The sequence below is a fragment of the Nocardia sp. NPDC004711 genome, from assembly GCF_053601595.1.
In genome coordinates, this window is the sequence record NZ_JBSGCB010000002.1 from 8,074 (window position 1) to 33,599 (window position 25,526).

Below are 25,526 nucleotides of genomic sequence, written 5' to 3' on the forward strand. Positions count from 1 at the left end.
CGAGGTAGCCGGACATGGCTCTCGAACTGCCCTCGGAACTCGAATGGCTGGGCTGGATCGTCGGGGTCGAATGGCCCCAGGGCAACGAAGACCAGATGTGGGACCTGGCCACCTACTGGAAGAACGCGGCCGACGGCCTGCGTAACCAGGTCTCGGGCATCGACGCGGCCAAGTCCGCCACGCTGGCCGCGTATGTCGACGGTGACGGCCGTGACCAAATGGCCAAGCAGTTCGATCTGATGGCCGGTGTCGGCGGGAAACAGGACGGCAATACCTCCATCCTGGATCTGGCGGGTTTCTTCGATCAGCTGGGTGATTCGGTGCACGACACCGGCACCGAGATCGAGTCGACCAAGTTGATGTTCTACTCGTCGCTGGCCATGCTGGCGTTCGAGATGGCCGCGGCCTGGATCTTCCCGCCCACGGCCCCGGCCGCGGAGGCGGCGGCGCAGGCGGCCACCCGCATCGCTGTGCGCATCATCGGCAGGGAGGCGGTCGAGCGCATCGCCGAGTATGTCGGCAAGCTGGTCGGCTCGTCGCTGGCGAAATTCATGCTGCGGCACTTCGTTCTGGACGCCGGGCTGGGCGTGCTCCAGGAAGTGGGCATCGAGGGTTACCAGATCGCGGCCGGGCACCGCAGCGGTTTCGACTGGGGCAAGATCGGCGTCACCGCGGTGAGTTCGGCCGCGGGCGGTATCGCCGGTGGCAAGGTCGGCAAGGCACTGGGCGAGCACTTCGAGGGCTCGGCCATGAACCACTACCTGAGTGCGGCCATCACCGGCACCAGTGCCGGATTGGCCGGTGCGGGAGCGGGATTCCTGGCGGGGACCGGCGCGCAGTTCGGGCTCGACGCCTATCAGCACGGCTGGGGCGACGCCTGGAAGAACATGGGCAACGCCTTCACCAATTTCGACCCGCGCATGCTCACCGCCGGTGTCTCCAATGGCGGCCTGTCCGGCCTGAATCACACGGCCTCCCACAGCTTCTGGGAGCCGCGCGTCTCCGCATGGAAGGCGGGCGTGCCCTCCGATCTGGCGAATGTCGGTGCGCGCCCGGACGGTTCGGGCATCAATCCCGGTGACACAGGTGGCCACACCGGCGGCGATACGGGCCACACGGGTGGCGGCGATGTCGGCAACACCGGTGGTGGCGATTCCGGCAACACAGGTGGCGGCGACGGCGGCCGCACCAGTGACACCGGCGGACCCAATACGCACGCGGCCGGATTCGAAGGCGACAGCAGCGATCCCACCGCCAATGCCCGGCCCACCGGCGACGGCAGCACCGCACATCCCGAGGGCGGCGACACCGGTGGCGTCGGCGGCGGCGAAGGCCGTGCGTCCGACCGCGGCGCGCCGACCGACGATCCGTCGGCCACCTCCGGCGGTGACCACGGCCAGGCCCACACACCGCAGGACACCACCTCCCACACCCCCGTAGACAGCACCTCCGGCGACACCCACGGCAGCCCACCGCACGCGGGCACCCTCGAAACCAGCGGCACCTCGGTCGATTCCGGCGTCCAGGCGGGCAAACACGAAACCCCCGCCCCCACCGCCGATTCCACCCCCAACGGCCCCGGCCCCACCCAGAACTCCGCCGCTCCCGCCGCCCAGACCTCGTCGGGCCCCACCCAATCGTCGTCCGGCCCGGCGCAATCCTCGGCGCCCGCCGACTCGCGGGTCGCCTCTTCGCCGGCTCCGGCCGCCGACCCCAAGGCATCCTCGAGCACCTCCACCGCCTCGGATTCCAGTGCCCAGCCCTCGGATTCCGGCTCGCGCGCCGGTGACGCGGGCGCGCCGTCGGACACCGGCGCGAGCGATGCCCCGCGCGCGGGCAGCCCCGCCGATGCGGGCGCGCAGGCGGATTCGGGCCCCCACGACACGCCCGCCTCCGCGCCCCAGTCCGATTCGAACGGGTCGAGCCACGGCCTCGCGCCCCAGAGCGCCCCGGCGGCGGCCCCGCACGACGCGTCCGGTGCCGGGCCCGCCTCCGGTCCGACCGACACCCCGATCGCCGCCGCCTCCAACACGGCCGCCCCGGCGTCGCCCGCCGTGGGGGGCGACCGCGCGGGTGTCACGGCCTCCGCCGCACCCGCCGCCCACACCGCGGCCCCCCAGCATGGCGGTGCCGCACCGGAACCGCGTTCCGAGACACCGCGTTCCGACGCTCCGCGCTCGGATACGTCGCGCGCCGGTGGCTCCGGGGACCGGCCCGCCCCGGCTCGTGCCGGTGATGCCGCGGGCGCTCGGCCCGACGGCCGCCCGGAATCGACGCGCCCCCAGACGGGTACGGACGCCCGCCCCCAGACCGGCACCGACGCCCGCTCGGGCGCACCCGAGGCCCGCCCCGGCGAGGAATCGACCGCGGCCCACCCGGACTCCACCGAGCCCGGCCACGAGCCGACCACCCCGGAGCGCGGCACGACGCCCGTCGACGCCGATCACCCTGTGGCCGAGCGTGATTCCGCTCCCATCGAGGACACCGAACACCCCGGACCCGGGCGCGAACCCGATCCGTCCCAGCCCGAGGCCCCGGTGGAATCCGAGCCCCGCGCGGGCGTGTCTCCCGAGCCCACCCCCACTCACGACGAGACCGCTCCCGCCGAGCACCCTGCGGAACAGCCGGATTCACGAGAGGGCGCAACCCGCGACGGCACAGACTCCGGTACTCCGCGCGCGGACGACGAGCTACACGATCCCGCCGTCAACCCGGACGACCCCATTGTCGTCCATGACGATCCGGCTGTCGCTCACGATGATCCGGCTGTCGTCCATGACGATCCGGCTGTTGCTCACGATGATCCGGCTGTCGCTCACGATGATCCGGAGCACTCGGCCGCAACGGATCATGAGCCCTCGGGTTCGCGTCCCGACGAGTCCGAGCCGGCCGCACGTCCCGAATCCGAGGACACACCCGCGCCGGAGCGCGAGACCGATTCGCGCACTGACGATTCCGCTCAGGCGGCCGACGACAGCCGCCCGAACGGCGACGACAGCCGCCCCGCCGAAACCGAGTCGCGCAGCCGCGCGGATCAGCCCTCCGAAGCGGCCGAACGACCGGAATCATCCGCACCGCGGCAGGATCCGTCCGAGGAGCACGCGCCCGCCGAACGTCCGCGCGACGAGCACACCGCCCGCCCGGCGGGTGAACACCCCGCCAGGGACGGCTCGGCGCGACCGGGCGAGCGCGAGCACGACGGCACGCGCTCCGACGACCACCACGACTCCGGCACGCCCGACGACGCTCTCCTCGTCGCCCCGCTCCCGCTCGGCGACCACCCGGTCCCGCGCGCCGCTGAGCACACCACCCGGCACACGCCGGAAGGCGGACGCCCGCACGAGACCACCGGCGAACAATCCCGCGGCCGAGACGATCACACCGAGCCGCCCGCGGAAAGCCGCGCGGGCCGGCCCGAACGCGGCGACGGTGCGGCCGAGCACCCGGGCAAGCTGGACGAGCCCTCCGATGCGACCGCCGCGCACGATGATGCGGCGGAGCTCGCACCCGAGGAGGAGCAGCCCGGTAACTGCGGCGCCATGTCGCTGGAGCTGGCGCGACAGCTGACCGGCAATGATTCGATCATCGTGCCCGAGCACGAGATCGGCCCCGAAGGCATGACCGCCAAGCAGCTGGTGGCCGCGGCGGGCGGCAAGCTGCGCACCTACGCCGACCACGACGCCATCGCGGACCGCCTGCGTGAGCTGGGCCCCGGTTCCGCCGCCCTGGTCGTCGACCACTACGCCGGTCCCGCCGACGAGCACGGTGTGGGCGCGCACGCCTACCTGCTGGTCAACGAGGGCGGCGAGATCATGGTCAAGGATCCGGCCGCGGGCCGCGAGCACGGCCACCCGCCCATCGTCCCGGTGGAGACCAAGGGCATCCACGCCATCATGTTCAAGGCGGACGGCAAGGCGCTGGATCCGCTCAGCATGCGCACCCGCCACGGTCTCGATCCGAAGTTCGCGCCCCATGCGCACCCCGAGAACGAGCAAGCCGCAACGGATTCCGGCAAGCCGCCGAAGGTCGACGAGACCGTCGCCCCCGAGGAGCTCGACCGCATCGGCAAGGAGCCGGAGCCCGCCGAATCGCACCACCATCAGCCGGGCGATGACGAACACGACGGCGGCGGGGGCCATCGAGCCGACCACACCGACCACGCGGAGGGTGAGCCGTACCGCGCCCCGACGGCCGGTGAGCCCGTGGAGCATCCGGTCACCCTGACGGATGAACTCTCCGATCCCGGTCCAGCGCAACACGTCCACGACCCCGGATTCGAAGAGGACAAGACCCGGGGCGCGGTGCTCGAGCAGATCGATCCGAACGACACGACCCGAGTCACCAAGGGCGAAGACGGCCTGATCAATTCGATCGACGGCAAGCCGGTCCACGAGTACGTGGGTGATCTCTCCAACGCCCGCGCCAAGATTCACGCGGCGAACCGGCTCGAGGGCGACGGGCCGTGCAGCGCCCTCGCGATCGACCTGCGTACCGGTGAGATCACCGAGGCCGTGAACGGTAGCCGGACCGACCTGATCGACGAGGAACACCTCCATCCGCTGCTGCGCGAGAACCACCGTGCCCTCGGCGACTGGAAACACCCGGTGATGGCGGCCGAGGACCAACCGGCCACCCGCAGGGTCAAGGGCCAGTCGGAACCCCAGCCGGTGGTCTTCGAGGGCCGCGCCCACTTCGACGAACCCCTGCGGCACGCCGAGGTCAAGGCCGTCAACGAGCTGCTGTGGGCGCGCCAGCGCGCCCACGACGAGCAATGGCGCAACACCCACGGCGAGGATTCCGATCCGCCGCCGCTGGGCCGGGATGTGCTCGGGGAGCTGCGTTTCGACCCGCGCTGGCTCGCCGACACGAAGCGCAACGCCCTCGGCGGCGAGGCCCCGGCGTGCGCCAACTGCCATTCGATGCTGCGCGACGTCCCCAGCTACAGCGGCCGAAACCTGTTCGTCCCGGGCGACTACCGCCTCGAGGCCGAGGGCGGCACGGTCGCGCCGCACCGCGATCCCATCGAGGCCCCGCACGTCGACGCCGCGTCCGAGACCCCGAAGCCCGGTGACCCGGACAGCGGCGATGGGCCCGACGGCTCGGGCGCCACCGGCCGTGAACCCGGCGGTGACGATCCGGCCCCCGGCGCGGCCCCGCACAAACCCGGCGGCCCCGAATCCGACGACAGCGGCGCCCAGCGCGAGCCGGGCAACTCCGAACAGACCGCCGATCACGCCGGCAAGACCACGACCTCGGAGACCACCACCCGTCCCGAACCGCGACGCCGCGAACCGGATTCGCCGGATCCGGAGGGCGTCCGCCCGGAGCAGCGCGCCGTGCGTGAGCTCGTCTACCCGGTCGTTGGCGACTCGCACTACGTGGACTCGCGCTACCTGGCCGAGGGCGCCGACCCGCGGCTGGTCTCGGTCGCGGAAGTACTGGCACGGACCGATACCGGCCGGGCCGCCCTCGACACCCTGCGCGAGGCCGGGATCTCGGTCCGCATGGTCGACGGCGCGGGCGCACCGCACGTCGACTCCTACGATCCGGTCCGGCGCGAACTGACCATCGACACCCACGAGCGTGGTGAGCTCGATCAGGCCGCGGCCGTCGTGACCGCCGCCGCGCACCTGGAATCCCCGGGCCCCGCCGCCGAACCCGGCAGCCCCGAGCAGCTGCGGCGCGCGGCCGAATCCTTCGCCAGGGAAGCGGAATTCGCGCACGAGTTGCGCGAGGCCGACTACGAGCCGCCGCGCGGCCCGCTCAGCGAACTCGCCGACGCCCCCTACATGGACAGCGTCCGCGACACCTATCAGCGCGCCGCCGACGAAGCCGTGGAGCAGGCGCGCGCCGCGAATCCCGAACTGCCGCAGGACCAGGCGCGCCGCATAGCCCACGAGGCGGGCGTCGAGGCGCTACTGGCCGACGACCGCTTCACCGGCGGCACCGGCGAGGATCACCCCGAGGCGCTCGCCCGGCACTACGGCGAACCGCCCGCCCCGAGCCACGTCACCGAGCCCGCCCACGAGTCCGCGCCCGCGCATCCGGACCAGCCCGAATCTGCTGGCCCCCAGCATGATCGGGCCGACGAGGCCGCCGACGAGGTCTGGCGCGCCAGGGTGGCCGCCATGAGCCACGAGCACGGCAGCGATATCTCGCGCTGGGCGCTCGAGACGCTGGACCGGCACGGCGTCGACATCCGCATGACCGACGATCCGGCCGCCGCAGTCGGCAATGGTGAGCAGGGCCGCTCCGATCGCGGTCCGCTGGCCGGATACGACCCGGCCACCAATACCGTTGTGCTGCACAGTCAGTCGTCCCCGGTCGAGCACGCGGCGGAACTGGTGCGCGCGGCCTCCGAGGCGGAGGCGTACGCCCGGGCCGAGGGCCCGCTGGAGCGCCTGACCCTGACCCGTGACGACTATGTGCGCAGCATGCTGGCCCGGCAGGCCGAGGCGCTCGCCCTGGGCTACGAACACAATCGCACCGCGGGCGGCGGGGACCGTTCCCGCACGCGGCCGTCCGATCCGCTCGAGCGCGTCTACCGCCGGGCCCGCGACGAGGCGTTGAGCCAGGTCCGCGACGCCTTCAAGGACTCGAACCGGGTCACCGACCGCATGCTGGAGGCCGCCGCCTACCGCGCCGCCGTGCAGGAGGTCATGTACCGGCTGGCCGGGGACGGCCCGCGGGTGGAGGGTCGCGATCCCGCGACCGCGCACGCCGCGGCCTGGGATCGTGCCCACGGCATCCCGACCGGTGAGGATCCGGTGCGGCCGCCGCGTCCGCCGCGCAAGACCGCGGAGGCCATCCGCGATCGGGCCGAGGCCTACGAGAACGAGATCGAGCAGCTGCGCGCCATGCGCGAGGCGGGCACCCCGATCCCGGTCGGTCCGGCCGAGCACGCCTACCGGGACGCGCAGACCGAGGCCGCCGCCCGACCGCACGCCTCGGCGTCCAGCGTGCGGGAGGCCGGACTGACCGCGCTGCGCCGCTACCTCGACGATGTCGGTCTGTCGCGCGCCGAGGCCGTCATGGACGTGGTGCGCTCCTTCGGCGAGCCCGGCGAATCCCGTTGGGGCCAAACGAATCTGCACGATCTGTTCAATCCGGGCGATGTCGTGCACCAACCGGGGCCCGGCGAACCCCGGCACAGCGCCGAGGCAGATCGGGCCATGTCCCGGCAGGCGTCCGACAGCGAGATGAAGCGCGGCTCGAAGCGCCTCACCGACCATGTGGTCGAGGCCCTCAACACCACCGGTAGCGCCCGCCGCCTGGTCGTGTACGCGGGTGAGGGCGGGCACATGCGGGCCCTGCAGGAGCTGGCCGAATCGCATCCGCGGCTGCGTAATTCCCTGTGGGACACCTGGACCCGGATCGAGTACAGGGAAGTCGCGCCCGACGGGTCGGTGCGCGAGATCTACGCCAGTGCGGCCGAAGGGCCCATGCGCCGCCCGTCGACGAGCGAGGCGTTGGGCGAGATGCTCGCCCACTACCTGAGCTACCGCGAGGACGGCCGGGTGCACGTCGGATTCGACGAGTGGATCCGCGGCCTGGGCGACGGCGCCTTCGAACTCGCGCACCGCCCGGGCGCCAAGCTGCCGCGCGGCGCGGACCGGCACGCGCTGAAGCTGTCGGACAACTTCGTCACCGAGGGCCACCGGGCCGTCGAGCGCAGTCGTTCCCTGGGCTATCCGCATCCGGCGCAGGTCGCCCACGACCTGATGACCCGGCGGGTGTCGCTGGGCGCGTTGGGCGCGGACAACTACCGGTACCGCGCGCCGGACCGCTACGACCTCCACGAGTTCAAGGTCGGCACCACGACCCTGAACATGTGGCTGGAACGTGACGGCGAGGGCGGCTGGCGGGTGCCCGGACCCACCGGGCGCGGCGGTTCCTCGGACGCGCTGGCGCATCGCTTCCAGGGCATGGGCGATCGGGATCCGGTCAAGCTGTCCAACCGGATTCGCGACATGCTGCTGGACGGCTCGGCCCCGCTGCGCCCCACCGATCCCGAGCCGCACCGTCCGCTGTGGAAGCGCGTGACCGACCGGTTCGCCGGCCGCGGATCCGACCCGGTCGAGGCCGGTCCGCGCGCCCAGGAGGCCCCCGCCGAACAGCCACGCCACGACGGCCCGGCCCAGCGCCGCGGTCCGTTCGAGCAGCCGCAACCGGTCGAGGATGCGGTCGCGCACGATTCCGGTGCGCAGCACGAGAACGACCACGCGACACCGGATTCCGAGGGGCATGATCATGCCCCGGACTGGTCGCCGCACCCCGACGACGCCTGGTCGACCCTGGACCACACGCGCATCGCCGACAAGCTCCGCGACGATCACGGTGTCAAGGTCACCAGCTACGACGAGCGCCTCGGCCGGGAGGTCGAGGGCTTCGCCGATTACTACGACGTGGAGGCGCTGCGCGAGTACGCCCGCGCCGTCGACGATATGTTCAATGCCGTCCCGGGCACCCCGGTGGGCGAGGTTCACGTCGGACCCATCGACGAGTCGGGTGTCTTCGCCGAGACCACGCCCGGACGCATCGAGAACGGTCGGATCCGGACCGACCGGATCACCCTGAACAGCCGTTTCGCCGACGATCCCGCCGAGCTCGCCCGGCGGGTGGCGCAGGCCGAGGACGCGGGGCATCTCGCCCCGGGATCGGCGCAGCGGCCGGTGTATTCGACGATCGTGCACGAGTTCGCGCACGCCCTGGACTTCTCGGGCGGCCTCGACGCCCGGCACCAGGCGTTCGACGCCATGCTGCGCCACTACGCCGAAACCCGCGGCACCCTCGACGGTTTCGAGGAATGGTTTCACGACCAGCCCGGCACGGCCTTCGACCGCGAGGGCAACTGGGATCCCGAAGAGGCGCTGGCCGAGGCGTACACCGACGACGTCCTCAATGGCGCGGCCGCCTCCGAACAGTCGAAGGTGCTCAGCCAGGCGCTCATCGACGCCCACACCGCGCGGTTGGAAGGCACGACCCACGAAGGCACCCGCTCGGGCGTGGACGACACCCACGCCGCCGAACCCGCACAGCGCCAGGGCCTCCCCGACGACGAGGGCACCCCGCCGCCCCGCAGCGAATGGCTGGATCGCCAGCTGGCGGTCAACGCCGACTGGCTCGCGGGCGAGTACCGCCGCAACGCCGAATTCCTGCGCGAGGCGGCCGAGAACTTCGAGCCCGGCACCGCCGCCCGCCGCGACCTCGACGCCGACGTCGCCGACGCCGAGGCCCGCGCCGACATCTTCGCCCACAAGGCCGACCTCGCCTGGGAGCGGGCCGGTGGCCGCCCCGAACAACCCGACCCCAATGCCTCGGACCCCAACGCGACGACCCAGCAACTCCCGCAACCAGGTTCGTCGGCCCACGATCCGAATGCGGCGACGCGGGAGCTGCCGCAGCCGGGTTCGACGGTGCACGATCCCAACGCGGCCACGGTGGAGTTGACGCGGCCGGTCCACGACCCGAACGCGGAGACGCAGGAGCTGCCGCCCCAGGGTTCGACGGTGCACGACCCGAATGCCGCGACCCAGGAGATCCCGCAGCCCGGGTCCACGCAGCACGACCCCAATGCGGACACGGTCGATCTGACGCGGCCGGTGCACGATCCCAATGCGGCGACGCAAGAGCAGCCGGTTCACGATCCGAACGCGGCGACCCGGGAGCAGCCGGTTCACGATCCGAACGCGGCCACGCAAGAGCTGGCGGTCCACGATCCGAACGCGGCGACCCAGGAGCTGCCCGTTCACGATCCGAACGCCGCGACGCAAGAGCTGGCGCGGCCGGGTTCGCCGGTGCCGCAGGATCCGGTCGACGCTTCTCCGGCCCTGCGGGCGGCCGCGGATTACCTGCTGCGCAACGAGCCCCCGGTGGGCGCCCGCACCCACACCCCCGCCGAGCGCGAGTACGGCCGCCAGCTGAGCGAGGCCCTCGGCGTGCGCGAGACCGTGGGCGGCCGCCGCGAACCGCTCTCGGCCTTCCGCGACATCGCCGAGAAGGCCCGCGCCCGCGGTCATTTCGGCGACCCGGAGGGCGACGTTCCCTCGCGCCCCATGCGCGCCGAGGACTACGCCCCCATCTCGAACCAGGAGCGCTTCGACTCCCGCCAGCGCACCGAGTTGCCCCCGGGCCCGAGGCCGGACCCGCGGCCGCTGGAGCCGTGGTCGGAGGTGAATCGTTCTGCGGCGCACGATCAACCGCGCGCCCTGACCCTGAACGAGCTGCGCCGAGAGCTCGCCACCGAGCTGGGACTGAGCCCCGAGGACCTGAGCCCCGAGCACCTGTCCCGGGTCGTCGGCGACATGCAGTACCGGAACATGTTGCGCGCCGGTGCGATCGAGGCGCTCAGCGACGCGGTCGACTGGCATGCCCGTGCCGGCAACCCGCAGGAGCGCCAGCGTTTCGCGGACGCCCGCGACGAATGGGCCCGCCTGCTCGGCGTGGACCCCGACCGCGTCCTGCCCGAGCACGCCGCGCGGACCCTGGCCGAGCTGCGCGACGAAACCCTGCGCCGCGCTTCGGATGTCGCGGACCTGATGGCCGCCACCCACCATGTCGAGGATCCGGCCGCCGGTCACCACCTGGTGCTGGAGTCCGACGGTCACCGGGTGCACGTGAAGGTCACCGAGGACGCGCACGGCAACCGCCACGTCGAGGTCGTCGACCGCCCCGACCTGCCCGCTCCGCCCAAGGAGCCCGCGCCCGAGCCCGAGAGGCCGGGCATCGTCAAGCGCGTCCTGCGACGGCTGTTCAGCCCCTTCAAGGGCGACTACCCGAAATATCCCTCCGGCTCCGGCAATGACAGCAAGGGCCAGGGCGAGCTGATCAACTTCGCCGGCGACGTCATCCACGACATCGCCCACGTCGAGGTGCACGAGGTCGAGGAGGCCAACCCGGCGCGCATCGCCAAGGAGGCGGCCACCATTCTCAAGGTGCGTGAGCAGATGCCGCTGCTCGAGCATCTGACGAGCAAGATCGCCGACGTGTCCGCCGACATCGTCCCGATGCGGACCCGCGACGGCGGCGAATACCAGCCCTGGCACACCGAGGTCGATCATCAGCGGAGCTGGGAGGAGCGGCTCGACCACCAGGAGAGCATCGATCTCTACCGGGAGAATCACCCCGACGATTACGAGGTTCCCCCTGCGCCCGAGCGGGATCCGAACTCCGAACTGCAGGCGCCGCCGGAACGGCAGCTGGCCGACGACGTGCCCCAGCCGCTGGTCGGTGCGATCGACGCCCGCGACGCCGCCCTCGCCGACCTGGTGCGGCTGGCCCACCGCCACGGCATCGACCTCACCGATGCCGACCCGGCCACCCTGCACCGCGCGGTCGATCACGCGACCTACGAGCTCATGCGCCGCGCCGGTGCCATCGAGGCCCTGCGGGACGCCTCCGAGCGGTACAACGAGGAGGCGGCGCTCGTCCCCTTCCGGGAAGTCAGCTTCACCAACAAGGATCCGCTGGGCCGCTACGTCCGTGAGCTGTGGGAGGTCAGGGAGCGCGACATCCAGCAGCAGCGCGCCGATGCCCGCCGCGCGCGCGACGGCGTCTCTCCCGACGATCCGGACCCGTACTACCTGCCCCGCAAGAACCGCGTCACCGCGCTGGATTCACACGGCGTCAACAATGGCGGTGAGTGGGCCCGCCACTTCGACGATCCCGAACCGGAATTCGCGCAGAGCGAGGAGGGACGTCTCTTCGAGGACGCCCTGAATCGCGATCAGATCCGCGAGGAGCGCTCGAATTGGGCGCAACTGCTCGGGGTCGGCCTCGACGAGCTCACTCCGACCGCGAACGATCCGAACCGGCTCGCGCACACCATCGCCGATCTGCGCATGCAGGTGCGTGACGATGCGGCCGGACTGCACGAATTCGCCGAGGCGGCAGAGCATTTCCTGCGCCTGGACACCGAGGCCCGCGACCTGACCGATCAGCTCGGCGATCGCACCGCGCACGCCTGGCTGGACGCCCACGGCGGCACCATGCTCGAGGACGGCGTCGGCCTGCGCCCGGGCGAGCGCCCCGGCGACCCGAACCGCCTGGTCGTGATTCGCGGCGACGACGACCACGAGGCGCGTCTGGCCGATGCGCTGGCCGCCCACCCGGATCTGGGCGAACTGCTCAATCGCGGTGAGCTGCAGCTGGATTACCGCGTCATCGGCCTGGACGCGGACGGCCACATCGTAGTCCGCGAGGCCGAGGCCCCGCAGGCGCGCTTCCACGAGATGGAGGTGGACGGCGAACGCACCCCCGTGCTCATGGTGCGCGAGGACAACGAGCCGTGGCGGGTGGTGCAGCCGGAGCAGGGCACGCACGATCCGGCGACCGTTGCCCACGAGGCCGAGACCGTCGCGACCGAACCGCAGCGCAGCGTGCCCCGCGATCCGGATGTCGTTCGCGGCGAACGCAACGAGGTCGCCGCGCGACTCTCGATCGACCACATGAAGCTGGGCCCCGAGCATCTCGAGGCCACGATCGAGGCGCTGCGGCACGACAATGCCCTGCGCGCCGCGCAGATCGAGGGCATGGCGGATTTCATCCGCAGCGGCGATGCCATCGAGAACTTCCACGAGCTCGATCGTCGGCTCAACAACCTCGCCCACTCCATCGGCGTGGATCCGGAGCATCTGACGCCGGAGCGCCTGGCCGAGGCCATGGGCGATCCGGACGTGAAGAAGGCCGCACGTATCCAGCGGCTCGAGGATCTGCTCGACTACGCGAAGACGCTGCGCGACAGCACCGACGGCAAGGCCGTGCTGGCGGCGCGGGACCGCCTGGCCAAGCGCCTGGGCGTCGACCCGGAGGACCTGTACGGGAAGAAGCACGTCAAGGACGAGAACAAGGAGATCGTCGGCTACGGGCCGGATCCCAAGAGCACCAAGCCCAAGGCCGTGCTCCGTGCGATCAACGATGTCCTCGAACGGTCCGGCGATCGGCCCGAACTGCTCGCCGCGCTGGCCGAATACGCCCACACCATCGCCGAATTGGATCCCTTCCGCAAGGGGATGCGCTTCGACCCGAGCGCCGATCCGCGCGCCGCGGACGGTGTGGTCCGGATCTACGACGAGAACGCGCCCGCGCTGCTGAAGAAGCTGATGAGCGGTTCCATCGGCGAGCCGTTGGTCGCCGAGAATCCGTCACGGGCGGAGGCCGTCTGGTCGCGGCTGCTCGGCGTGGACGTTCACGACGTCAACCGCCTGATGAAGCTGTACCGCGACGAGTTGCCCGGCCTGCACGAGCGGCTCTCGCCCGCGCAGATGGACAAGGTGCTGCGCTCGGTGCTGGAGCGCGAAGAGGCCGACCCCCAGAAGCGCACGCTGACCGAGGACGACAAGCACGCGGTGCACGCCGAGTACGTGGCGGGCATGGAGCCCGGACAGCGCCCGCTGTCCGAGGCCGAGCTGTTCGAGGTGGTCAAGGAGATCCGGCACGACCGCTACGCCGAGGTCTACGAGGTCTACCGCGACGGCAAGATCGAGAAGCACGAGCATCCCAAGTCGAGCGAACTGTCCGGGATCATCGACGGCCTGCGCGAGGAGATCAACGTCCGCGAGGCCGATATCGACGCGCTGCAACGACTGGCCGACGAGCACAACCACCTCACCACCCCGTGGACCCCCGAGACACCGCGCACGCCGCGGGAACTCGCCGCGGATCTGGCCGAGGCCCGCCACCAGCTGCTCATCGCCGGCGACAACCGTGCGCACGCCATGGGCCGAATGTGGTTGCAGGACAACCGGCCGCTGTCGGAGAGCGATCTGACGCCCGAGCGGATCCACGGCACCACCGAATACCTGCGGACCCGCAATGCGGACGAGGGCGGCACGCTGCCCAATTTCGAGCCGCGGATCAATGATCTGGCGCGCGCCGCGCACGAGTTCAACCAGGCCCAGGACCGGGTGCGGGAGCTGGAGTCGCAGCTGCGCGCGGCGGTCGAGGCCGATGCCGGTCCGGCGGAGACACCGGTCGAGGTGTGGCAGCGCGAAGTCGATGCCGCGCGTGCCGAACTGGTCGACGCGGTCGACGGCGCGTCCGGCAACTGGAACTCGGGCGATCTGGATCGGGTCATCCGCCAGGTCGAGCGCATGTCCAATGTTTCGCGCGATTCCGCCTCGCTGTGGACCGATGAGCAGATCCCGGTCCGGGACGCGGTGCACCGCTACCAGACCGCCCGCGATTTCCTCGGCGCGGCCGAACACGACGCGCTCGAGTCGGCCCGCGCGGCCGAGACGCCCGAACAGCGCGCCACCCGCGAACTCGGGTATGCGCAACAGGATCTGGCTCTCGCCGAGGCGGCCCGCGACAATGCCATGGCGGGCCTGCCCGTCACCGAACCGGAGCTCACCCGCGACTGGGTGGACGCGACCCGGGAACAGTTGGGCGGCAAGTCCTTCGGCCAGCTCACGCCGCAGGAGCGCGCCCGCCTGACGCTGGCCGAGGCCGTCGAACACCATCTCGACACCCAGGATCGCGTCTCCCGCTGGGAAGCCCAGGTGGACCACCTCGCGGCGGAGGCGGCCATTGCCGCCGACACCCCGCGGGCCGCCGCGGCCCGCGCCCTGGACTCCGCGCGCACCGCCCTCGACGCGGCCATCACCCGGCTGGAGTCCGAGACCGGTCTGCAGGTCTCTCACACCGATCTGACCTCCGTCGACAACGCCCGGATCACCTTCGAGGCCCTCGACGCCGCCGTCCCGCCGCACCCCGACGGTGACCGCCACGACGCCGTCACCGCCCTGCGCACCGCCGCCGAGAACTTCCACCGCGCGGACGCTTTCGACGACTTCATCAAGGAGCACACCCCGCCCGACCGCGTCCCGGACCCGCGCGAGGCCTACGCGAAGCCCCCCGAGCCCGAATCGGCCACGCAGGTCACCGATCCGCGCGAGGCCTACGCGAAATCCACGGTGCCCGAGCCCGGTAAGAACGTCACCGACCCGCGCGCGGCGTACCGCAAGCCGCCCGAGTCGGATCCCGGCGATCCGAGTGGCTCGGGTGCGAAGACCGATCCGAACGACCCGGGCGACTCGGGCAACTCGGGTGCGAAGTCCGATCCGTCCGGTCCGGGCGACCCGTCGGATCCGCAGCAGCCGGATCCCGGCGGAACCGACCCGGCGGGCGGGGATTCGGTTGGGGGACACCATGGTTCGGACCCGGCCGCGGCCTGGGAGCCGGTCGGACCCCCGGAGCAGCACGTGCCCGTCGACGCCCGCGTCGAGGCCCGTATCACCGAGCTCATGGGCAATGCGGTCGAGGAGGACCGCGCGGCCGCGGCGGTGCATCAGGCGCTGCGCGACCAGGCGCGCGAGATGGGCATGCACGCCCTGCGCAACGACGAGACCCTGACCTCGGAACAACGGGCCGAACGCCTGCGCGAGCTGGAGACCCGCCTGGCCGATATGCCGCCGGGCGAGCTCTCGAACTACATCTTCGATGCCGACAAGGCCGAGATCGCCGCCATCCAGCAGATGCTGAAGGCCGAGGGCGTTCGCGCCGGAAACCACGGTTCGTACTGGGACAAGGTGGCGGCCTCCGATGTCCGCCGGGCCGAGCTGACCGAGATCCGCCGTGCCACCGGCGAGCACCGCGACGCCTACCGCGCCCATTCCGACGAGGCGTTCCGCCTGCGCGAGCAGGCGCACTTCATGGCCGTCGACGACGTCCTGGACAACATCACCTCCGACCGGAGGGGCCGGGGTGTCGGCCTGGCTTCCGACCCGACCAGGCTGGTGGTGGTCACCCACCACGACGATCCCGGGGCCGTGATCGGCCCGAAGATTCGCGAAGACATGGCGGCGCGGGGCATTCCGGTCGAGGACCGCATCGTCCATGTCGACGACGACGGCACCATCACCGTCCAGACCGTCCGCCCCGCAACCGATCCCGACACCCACCGCCCCACCCCGACCGACCCGCGGACCGCCTGGTCGCGCGGCGAGGGCCCCTTCGAGCGCGATCCGAATGCGGGCCGGCACGGCCCGGCCAACGGCACGGAGGAGAAGGACCCCGCCGGTGCGCCCGACCCCGCGGGCGGAAAGGATCCCGCAGCCGAGTCGAATCCTGTTCAGGAGCAACAGACCCTGGCCCCGGGGGAGTGGCCTCCGGCCGGTCCGGCCGAGCACTTCGTGATCGAGGATCCTCAGGTCCGCGCGGAAATCCTGGATCTGTCCGAGCGCGCCACCCACGCCTGGGAGGCGGCCGGTCAGACCCGCGCCTCGCTGGACGATCTGGCCCGCGGCCTGGGCATCGAGCCGACCGGCATGTCGGCGCGGGAGCTGGAAAGCGCTGTCGCCCAGGCCCTCACGGCCGAGGAGGCGCGTGTCGCCGAGGTGATGCAGCGCAATGTCCCGCCGGGCGCGGGCAACGGCCTGGCCGAGTACATGGAGGTCGAACGCCCCGCGGCCATTCAGCGCGGCGGCGAACTGGGCCGCCTGCGCGCCATCGCGGGCAGCGAGTTCACCCGGTTGCACAACCAGACCGAAGAGGCGATGAATCTGCGCTCGCAGCTTCATTTCCGCGCCGCCGACGTGGTCCTGGAGTCCATGGCCGACACGGTGCTGGGCAAGGGCGTCGGCCTGGTCGGCGATCCGGCGAAGCTCCTGGTCGTCAGCCCCCTCGACGACCCGGGCGTGGTCATCGGCGACAAGATCCGCAACGATATGGCCGCCCGTGGCACGGAGATCGACTACCGCCGCGTCCGCGTGGCCGACGACGGCACCATCACCGTCCAACCCGTCCGTCCCCCCGACGAGCCCGGCACCCCGGTCGCCGCGGGCACCGAACCCAACCGGCCCCCGGGCGGCGGTGGCCCGTCCGCGCCTACGCCGCGTCTCGCGACCCCGCGCGGCCCCGACCCGCGGGAGGCCTGGTCCCGAGGCGAGGGCCCGTTCCAGCGCGACCCCGATACCGGCGGCGAGGAAGAACCGCCGACCGGAGGCAACAACGCGGTCCCGCCATCGGATCCCACCAAACCCGGTGCGCCGGGCGCGAAGTCGGAGCCGACCACGCCGCGTCCGGCGGCCCCGCGCGGCCCCGATCCGCGTGAAGCCTGGTCGCGCGGCGAGGATCCCAGCACCCCGCGTGCCGAGAACGACCCCAAGGCCACCTCCACCCCGGAGGAGCGGACCACCCAGGTCGTGGTGCGCGAGGAGCAAACCCGGACCACGCCGGACCCGGTCCGGGAAGCGAAGACCGAAACCACGCCGGTCCAGGGACACGAGGGCACGACCGAGACCGCGCCGGTGCAGCAGGAGGCGACGCAGAACGCGCCCGTGCCGCTGCACGAGGCGACGACCCAGACCATGCCGATCGCGGTGCACGAGGGTGATCGGGTGATCGATCCCGTCGCGGCCTCACCCGCCCTGGCCGCGGTCGCGCAGCACCTGAGCGAGCATCCGGTGCAATCGACCGGTCGCCCGCGCGGCATGGAAGAGGGGGCCTACGCGGTCCGCCTGGCGGACGCCCTCGGTCTGCGGGAGGCGCTGTCCCATCAGCGTGATCCGCTCGGCGCCATGCAGCGACTGGCCGAAACCGCACGTGACAACGGCCATTTCGGCGACCCGGACCACAATCGCCCGCCCACGCCCATGTCCCGCGACGAGCTCGCGGGCACCGAGCCGCACGAGGGCGAGCACCCGCAGCTGACCGCGGGCGATCCGGCGCTCCCGACCCCGGTCCGCGATCTCCCGCTGGAGCCGTGGTCGCAGGTGGAGCGCGGGTCGGCGGGCGAGGCCCGCCTGATGTCGCCGGAAGAACTACGCGCCGAACTGATCTCGCGCCTCGGCCTGTCGGACGACGATGTGGCGGACCTGCCGCGGGTGGCCGGTGAGATGCAGTACCGGAACGTCCTGCGCGCCGGCGCCGTCGAGGCCCTGGCCCATGTCCTGCACCTGCACGACGAGGCCACCCGGCCGGAGGAGCGCGCCCGGCTCGCCGAGCAGCGCGACGACTGGGCGCGCCTGCTCGGAGTCGACCCCGCCCACCTCGAGCCCGCGACCCGCGTCGCCGTCCTCGACGATCTCATGCGCGAAACCCTGCGCCGCGCCTCGGATGTCGCGGACCTGGTGGCCGTCAGCCATTACCGCCCGGACCCCGCCGAGGCCCCGCACCTGGTGCTGGAGGCCGAGGGCGACCGCGTCTTCGTGCGACTGGCCGAGGGCCCCGACGGCACCCGCGTCGCCGAGGTCGTGGCGCGGCCGGCACTGCCCAAGCCGAACGCGCCGGTCGCGGTCCGCGAACCGGAGGCCCCGCGCGGCCGATTGCGCAAGCTGTGGGACCGCCTGACCGGCGACTACCTCGGCCACTCCCCGAAGTACCCCTCGGGGTCCGGCAATGACAGTAAGTACCAGGCATTCTGGGCGGTCGAGGTCGGCTACGCCTCGCACAACGAGGTGCTGATCGGCACCAAGGACAAGTTCAACCCGATCCGCATCGTCAAGGAAGCCGCGACGCTGTGGAAGGATCGCGAGAAGCTGCCGTTCGTCCGCCGCTTCAGCCGTCTGGTTGCCGATATCTCGCCCGAAGTGCTGCCCATGCACACCCGCGACGGTCGCGAGTACCAGCCGTGGCTGACCGAGACCGACAATGCCCGGCATTGGCAAGAGGTGGCCGAGCACGACGAGAGCGTGCGCCTGTTCCTCGAGAGCCACCCCGAGTTCGCCCACGCGGAAGAGGTGCTGCCGCCCGCCGAGCTGCCGCCCGAACTGCCGCCGATCACCGAACGCGAACTGGGTGCGGCGCTGCCGCAGCCGGTGGCCGAGGCCATCGTCGCCCGCGACCGCGCACTCGACGATCTGGTGAAACTGGCACGGGAGCAGGGCATCCGGCTCTCCGACGCCGAACCGGCGACCCTGCGCCGACTCGTGGACGAGCAAACCTACGAGCTCATGCGCCGTGCCGGTGCGATCGAGGCGTTGCGGGATGCCGCGCAGCGGTTCAACCTCGAGGACGCTCGTGTCCCGTTCCGCCCGGTCAGTTTCCTCGACAAGGATCCGCTGGGCCGCTACCAGCGCGATATGCACCACAACGAGCAGGCCGCGCTGGCCGAGCAGCGACTCGCGGCCCTGCACGAGGAGATCCGCGGTCAGGACCTGACCCAGGAGGAGATCTGGGCGCTCGAACGCAAGGCCGGGATTCCCGAGACCACTGCGCTGGAATGGCAGGGCGCCGCCAATGGCGGTGAGCCCGGCCGCGATTTCGAGGATCCCGACCCGGATCTCGAACACAGCCCCGTGGGCCAGCTGTTCGAGCATGCGCTGCAGCGCGACCAGATGCGTGACGAGCGCGGCAATTGGGCGCAGATGCTGGGAGTCGACCTGGACCGGCTCACCCCCGAGCACCTCGACCACACCCTCGCCGACCTGCGCATGCAGGCCCGTGACGAGCTGGACCGGTTGAACCGGCTGTCGGACGCGGTGGATCACTTCCTCGACGCCGACTCGACCATGGTCGACCGCGCCGTGGACTTCGCCGACGGTCACGTCCGCGCCTGGATGGATACCCTCGACGGCGGCATGGTCGACCGCGGCGTCGGTCTCGCGCCGGGGGAGCACGCCGGGGATCCCAAGCGGCTCCTGGTGATTCGCGGTGTCCGCGATCACGACGTCCAGCTGATCCGGACCCTGGCCGAGCATCCCGAGCTCGCCGCCCGCCTCAACTCCGGTGAGATGCGCCCCGAGTACCTCGGCATCGACGTGGACGGACACGGCAACGCCAAGCTGGACTCGCTGGTGACCCCGCAGGCTCGATTCCACGAGATCGACACTCCCGAAGGCAAACTGGGCGTGCTCATGCTGCGCGACGGCGACGAGCCGTGGCGCATCGTGTCCCATCCGCTGGAAGGGGCGGGCCCGCACGCGATCGAGAACACCGAGCAGGCCGTTCCGCGCGACCCGAATGTCGTTCGGGCGGAACGCGATGCGATCGCCGATCGGCTCTCGATCGAGTACGGCGAGCTCACTCCCGAACAGCTCGCGGCCACCCTCGACGCGCTGCGCCACGACAATGCCCTGCGGGCCGCGCAGATCGAGGGTATGGCGGACTTCGTCCGCACGACCGATGCCATCGACAACTTCCACGCGATGGAGAAGCCGCTCGGCCAGCTCGCGAGCCGCGTGGGTCTGGGCGATCCCCGCGAGCTCACGCCGGAACGGATCGCGCAGGCGCTGACCGATCCGGATGTGAACGCGGTCCGCCGCTGGCTGCGAAAGCTGCGGCGCGAGCAGGGCATCGGGGATCTGCTCGATTACGCCAAGGTGCTGCGCGAGGGCAATGAGCAGGCCGTGCTCGACGCCCGCAACCGGCTGGCCGTCCGGCTCGGCGTCGATCCCAAGGATCTGTACGCCGAGAAGTTCGAGAAGAACAAGGCGTCCGGCCTGATCACCGATTACCAGGCCGATCCCAAGAGCACCGACCCCAAGAAGTTGGTGCACGCGATCAACGAGGTGCTGAAGCGCTCCGAGGAGCGGCCCGAACTGCTGGCGGCGCTCGCCGACTATGTCGGGGAGCTGGGTGAACTCGATCCCTTCCGCGACAATATGCGCTTCGATCCGGCGCAGGATCCGCGCCTGGCCGACGGCGTGCTGCCGATCCACGATCCGAACGCGCCCGCGCGTCTGCGTGCGATGCTGCACGAATCCCTCGGCGAGCCACCGCGTTCCGACAATCCCTCGGAGGCGGCGGGCGTGTGGTCGCGGCTGCTCGGGGTGGACAAGTTCAGTATCGACCGCACCGTCAAGCTCTACGAGATCCATCAGCCCGGGCTGCACGACCGGATGTCGCCGGAGCAGATGCACGACGCTTTGACCGCCGCGCGGAAGGCTTCCGATGTCGAGGCGGGCTACCCGGCCTATCGCGACAGCATGCCCGCCGGGCACGAGCCGCTCACCCGGGAGCAGTTCGTCGACCTGCTGCAGAACGCCCGCAAGGCCCGCCTGGCCGAGGTGTTCGAGGCCTACCGCGACGGCAAGATCGACAAGCACGAGCGGCTTTCGCTGTCGCAGATGTCGAAGGTCATCGACACCATGCGCGAGGAGGTGCGGGGCCGCGCGGCCGATATCGACGAGTTGGAGCGCCTGGCCGCCGAGCACAACAGCCTGACCGTGCCGCCGGAACCCGAAGCGCCGCAGCGGTCCCCGCGCGAGGTGGCCGCCGAGCTCGCGACCGCCCGCACCGCGCTGGAACAGGAGGCCGCGCACCGCGAATACGCGATCGGCCGGGTCTACCTCGAGCACAACCGCGCCATCGAGCACTCCGATCTCACGCCGAGACGCCTGTCGGCCACGCTCGACTACCTGGAGGCGCGCTCGCGCGAAGAGGGCGGCGAACTGCCGGGTGCGCAGCAGCGGATCGAGGACTTGTCCACGGCCGCAACGGATTACACGAAGGCCGCGGACCGGGTCGCGAAGCTCGAGGCCGAACTGGGCACCGCCGTGGACCGCGCGGCGGCCGGACCGGGGGAGACCCCGGTCGAGGTGTGGCGCCGCGAGGTCGACGGCGCCTACGCTGATCTGCAGCGGGAGATCGCCGAGAACCCGGCCGCTGGCGGCCGCTCCCCGGAGCGGGTGATCGCCCTGGTCGACGGGTTGCTGCGGGTGCCGGAGGGCGAGCACTCGGTGTGGACCGAGGAGACCGCCCCGCTGCGGGACGCGGTGCAGCGCTACCGGACCGCGCAGGAGTTCCTGGCGCACGCCGAGACCGACGCCGCGGCCCACCACGCGGCGAGCGAGACCCCCGGCGACCGCGCCCTCCGCGAACTCGACACGGCCCGAAGGGATCTCGAGACCGCTGCGGCCAACCGTGAGCTGGCCGCGTCCGGCCTGCCGTACACCGATGATCAGCTCACCCCCGAATGGGTCCGTGAGACGCGCGAGGGGCTGGCCACCAAGCTGCGCGCGGACATGACGGTGGACGAACGCGCCCGCCTCGCGCTGGCCGAGGCCGCCGACCGCTACCACGAGGCCCACGACCGGGTGGGCCGCTGGGAGACCGAACTCCGCCGTCTCGAGATGGAATCCAGGGCGGCGGGCGACTCCCTGCCCGCGGCCGCCGAACGGGCCCGCGCCGTCGCTCACGCCGCTCTCACCGAGGCCCTCGCCGACCTGCACCGCCGCACCGGCCTGGAGGTCTTCGAGGCGGACCTGACCCCGTCCCGCTACGAGGCCACCCTCGCCGGACTCGACCCGCGCGCGGCACTCGTGGTGAACGTCGACCCCCACAACGTCTTCCACGCCCTGCGCGACGCCGTCACCCGCGTCCACCGCGCCGACGAGTTCGCCCGCTGGGTCGCGGGCGAGCCCGAGCCGACCGAACCCCACACCCGGACCCTCCCGGACGGTGGCATCCCGGCTCACGAGCGCACCCTTCCCGACGGCGGAACTCCGCCGCTCGCGCGCACCCTGCCCCTGGGCGGCGCGAAGCACGACCCCGCGCTGGGTGCCGCGGCGGCACACGAGAATTCGGGTGCGGAGCACGGAAAGCCCGTGACCGAGCACGAACAGAAGCCGCCGACCGAGCAGAGCGAGCAGACTCCGCCGGCGAATCACGAAGGCGGCGGGTCGAAGCCGCCGGGTGACGACGAGGCCCCGGGCGGTCTGGCCGACGGGGACGACGACGGTTCCGGCGATCACTCGGAGGGCGAGCCGTACCAGGCCCCGACCGCCGCTGAGCCGATGGAACATCCGGTCACCCTGACCGATGACATCTCCGATCCCGGTCGGCCCCAGCACATCGACGATCCCGACTATCTGGCCGACCAGGCCCGCGGCGCGATCGTGGAGGAGATCGATCCGCACAGCAGCCGAGTCCTGCTGCGGGACGGTCTGATCCGTGCCATCGACGGCAAGCCCGTGCACGAATACATCGAGGAGCTCGCCCGGTCCCGCGCCGAACACCACGCGGAATACCGGTACAGCGGCAAGCAGCTGGAAGGTCCGGTCAGCGCCCTCGCCATCGACCTGCGGACCGGCCTGATCACCGAGGGCATCAACGGCTTCCCGTTCGACGTGATCGACGACGAGCACCTGCACCCCCTGCTGCGCGAGAACTTCCGTGCACTCGGTGACTGGCAGCACCCGGTCATGGAGTCCGAGGGCAAGATCCTGCAGGGCAAGCTCACCGATGAGGACGGCAACCAGATCCGGGATGCCAAGGGGCAGCCGGTCAAGGGCGACATCATCAACCAGGGCCGTGCCCACTTCGACGCGCCCCTGCGGCACGCGGAGGTCAAGGCGGTCAACGAACTGCTGTGGGAGCGCCAGCGTGCCCACGAGGCCCGATGGCGCGCACAGCACGGCGAGGATTCCACGCCGCCGCCCCTGGGCCGCGAGGTCCTCGGCGAACTTCGCTTCAGCCCGCGCTGGCTCACCAAGACCAAGACCTGGAACATCGGCGATCCCTCCGCGGCCTGCGCCAACTGCCACTCGATGCTGCACGGAGTCCCCAGCTACACCGGCCGACTGCCCTACACCCCGAAGGACTACCGCCTGGCGGGCAACGAGATCGAACCCCATGTCGATCCCATCGGCGACACCGAGACCCCCCTCGGCCAGGAGCCTCTCCCCGCCAAGGCCGAGCCGCCGAAATCCGCTGCGCCGCAACCCGGTGACGACGAGCCCGACGGCACACCGCCCGAGAACCGTGAACCCGGTGACGACGACCCGACCCCGGGCGTGAGTCCCCGCAAGCCCGGCGGCCCCGAAACCGGCGACGGCGGAGCCGCTCTCGAACCCGAGCCGCACAAGCCCGCAACCCCGGTGATCCTGCACGAATCCGGCCTGCCCGAACGCACGCCGGTCAAGGAACAGGTTCAACCGCAACCCGTTGTGGAACAGGCTCAACCGCAGCCGGTGGTCGAGGAGCAGCCCAAGTTGCAGCCGGTGGCTGAAGAGCAGCCCGAACAGCAGCCGGTGGTCGAGGAGCAGGCCGAATCGGCGTCTGCGGTCGAGGAACCGCATCGTCGGCAGCCGTTGCTCGAGGAAACGGTGCAGGCGAACGAGCCTGCCCCGCAGCCGAATTCCTCGGCGCAGCAGGAACAGCCGGTGGCGGAGGGCGATCCGCAGGGCAAGGAGCCCGGGCAGCGTGTTCCGCTGGTGAAGCCGGAGGCCGAGCAGGCTCCGCCGATCGTCCCCGAGCCGGAGGCCGAAAGTGGCCCGCCGCCGGGCGATTCCGGCGATCCGGACCAGAACGAGCCCGAGCCGCAGCCGCGCGACGAATGGCACAACCCGGGCTGGCGCTCGCACGTGCCGCACCCGGTGCACCCGTTCAACCCGACGTTCCCGCAGTACACGCCGCAGCCCTCCCAGCAGGCGGCCCCGTGGACGATGCCGCAGGACGACGGCGACCCGAACCAGTCCGGCGGCCCGAATCAGCCTGCGGGCCCGAGCTATCCGGGCGGCCCCAACTACCCCGGTGGCCCGAACTACCCAGGCGGCCCGAGCTATCCGGGCGGTCCGGGCTCGGGTCCCGGCGGTTCGATGCCTCCGGGCGGCGCCCCGCACACGCCGACCGATCCCGGCATGCCGCAGTGGCCCACCCAGCCCACCCCGCCGCACATTCCGACGCCGCCGATGACCCCGCCGGGCGGTTGGCCGCAGATCCCGGGCATGCCCAACGGTGAGAACGGCCGGCCGCAGCTTCCCGGCACGCCCGCGAACAATTCGGGCTGGCCGCAGATCCCGGGCACGCCGTGGAGTCAGCCGGGCTGGCCGCAGTCCCAGGACCCCTCGAATACCGCTGGCACACCACAGAATCCGGGTGGCCGGCCGCAGCAGCCCGGAGGCTTGCCGCACACCCCGAAGGGCCCCAATGGAAACGGCCCGCACGCCCCCGGCGGTCCGAACGGACCGGGCGGCCACCCGTCCGCCCCGAACGGCCGGCCGCCCAACGGTTTCATACCGTCCGGCCCGGACCCGGGCACGCCGTGGAACGGCGTACCCGCCAACGGATCCGGCGCGAACGGCATGTCCGGTGGAATGCCGGGCGGCCCCATGGGCGGCGCGCCCGGTGGCCAGCAGGGTGCGGCGGGCAACAGCCGAGGCAAGAACACCAGCCGCTTCCCGCGCGCCACGGCACCGGGCTCCGGCAACGGCAGCCATGGCATCTACCTCCGGTCGCATTCCGGATTCGGGGAATTCGCGACCCTGGACCCGGGTACCGGCGCCCTGCAATCCGCACCGGTGGGCGCGGGCTCGCTGGCGGGCGTATACGACCATGTGGAAGGTCTGGCCGTGATGTTCTACCGTGACCGGAACTCCGGTCTGGTGCTCCGCATCGGTGATCAGGCCTTCGAGGTGGACCGCCTGGGCGCGGACGTGCACTGGGAGCGCACCCAGCACGGCTACAACCGACTGCTGGTCGGCGTGGCCGGAACCGCACAGTGTGAGCTGCGCTATCGCAGTGTGCCCGCGGACGCCGATCTGGGCCTGCTGATCCGTGACGTCCTCGCCGATCCGGACCGCCGGGCGGGCATCTTCGGATGACCACCCAGCACTCGAACGTGTGAGTTCGCCGATTTTTATGGTTTC

At 71.7% G+C, this 25,526-nt stretch carries 1 protein-coding gene; it reads left to right on the forward strand.

What is annotated here, in order from left to right:
* The first annotated feature begins 14 nt into the window (after positions 1-14).
* Entirely contained in the window at positions 15-25,481 is a 25,467-nt protein-coding gene (locus ACWEKS_RS01740; RefSeq protein ID WP_452338329.1) for a WXG100-like domain-containing protein, read from the forward strand.
* Positions 25,482-25,526: the final 45 nt, after the last annotated feature.